Origin of the sequence: Micromonospora sp. NPDC051925 (assembly GCF_044548625.1) — a bacterium.
Lineage (GTDB): Bacteria > Actinomycetota > Actinomycetes > Mycobacteriales > Micromonosporaceae > Micromonospora.
The window spans coordinates 1-1186 of sequence record NZ_JBIUCH010000063.1 but is presented as its reverse complement, the minus strand read 5'-3'; the positions used below and the strand labels follow the sequence as shown (position 1 = coordinate 1186).

General features: G+C 70.3%; 2 protein-coding genes. Both read right to left on the bottom strand.

Annotated features, from left to right (window positions below; genetic code table 11):
• Positions 1-42: 42 nt before the first annotated feature.
• Entirely contained in the window at positions 43-939 is an 897-nt protein-coding gene (locus ACIG87_RS32295; RefSeq protein ID WP_396855410.1) for an IS3 family transposase, read from the bottom strand.
• Positions 936-1186, bottom strand: a 251-nt coding sequence (locus tag ACIG87_RS32290) for a transposase (protein ID WP_396855409.1), incomplete at its 5' end; no start/stop codon positions are given. The genes ACIG87_RS32290 and ACIG87_RS32295, both read right to left, overlap by 4 nt.

Sequence of the window (1186 nt, the reverse complement as noted above, 5' to 3'; positions counted from 1 at the left end):
TGGGGTTGACCCGGTTTGACGGACAGGGTCGGTAAGTTGATCTCACGCTACCTTGCTCGCTGGCCTGCGGGAATAGGCCGTCGCCTCATACTCGGCCGGACTCATGTAGTCCAGGGTGGAATGGCGGCGGCGGGTGTTGTACCACCCCTCGATCCACTCGAAGATCGCCGCACGGGCGGCGGCCCGGGTCGGCCACGCCCTCCGGTCGAGCAGTTCGGTCTTGATCGTGGCGAAGAACGACTCCGCCACGGCGTTGTCCCAGCACTGACCCCGCCCACCGACCGACAACCGCACCCCGTTGCGGTCGGCGAGCCGGGCGTACTGCGTACTCGTGTACTGGCAACCCCTGTCGCTGTGGAAGATCACCGGCCCGGTCGGGCGTCGGACGGCGATCGCGTTGGACAACGCCTGAGCGGGCAGATCGGTCCGCAGATGGTCGGCGGTCGCCCAGCCCACCACCCGCCGTGACGCGATGTCGATCACGGTGGCGAGGTACAACCAGCCCTCCCACGTGTGGATGTAGGTGATGTCGCCGCACCAGCGGGTGTCGACCCGGCCGGCGGCGACGTCAAAGTCCCGGCGGATCAGGTCCGCCGACAACGCCGCACCCGGGTCGGGCACGGTCGTGGTCCGCCACCGCTTCGGCATCCGACCACACAACCCCGCGCCCCGCATCAGCCGGGCGACCCGCTTGCCGGAGTGCCGCCGCCCCTGCGCGGCGAGTTCGGCGCGGACCCGGGGCGCGCCATAGGTGCCGGCCGAGTCGGCGTGGATCTCCGCGATGCGGGCGGCCAGGTCGACGTCGTCGCGTTCCCGCCGCGACGGCCCGGCACGGTGCTGGTAGTAGGCGGACCGAGAGACCTCCAGCAGCTCACAGGAACGCTTCACGTTCCCGCCGGGCCGCGCCTTCTCCGCCTCGATGAACGGGTACACATTCACCGGGTCTCCCTCACGAAGAAAGCCGTGGCCCGTTCGAGGATGTCGACGTCCTCGCGGAGCCGGCGGTTCTCCCGCCGCAGCCGCGCCAGCTCGTCGCGCTCGTCGCTGGTCAACCCGTCCGACCGGGCGCCGGCGTCGATGTCGGCCTGCCTGACCCACTCACGTACCGCGGTCTCGGTCAGGTCGAAGTCCCTCGCGACCTGCGCCACTGATCGGTCACCCCGCCGGCACACCTCGACGATCTCCG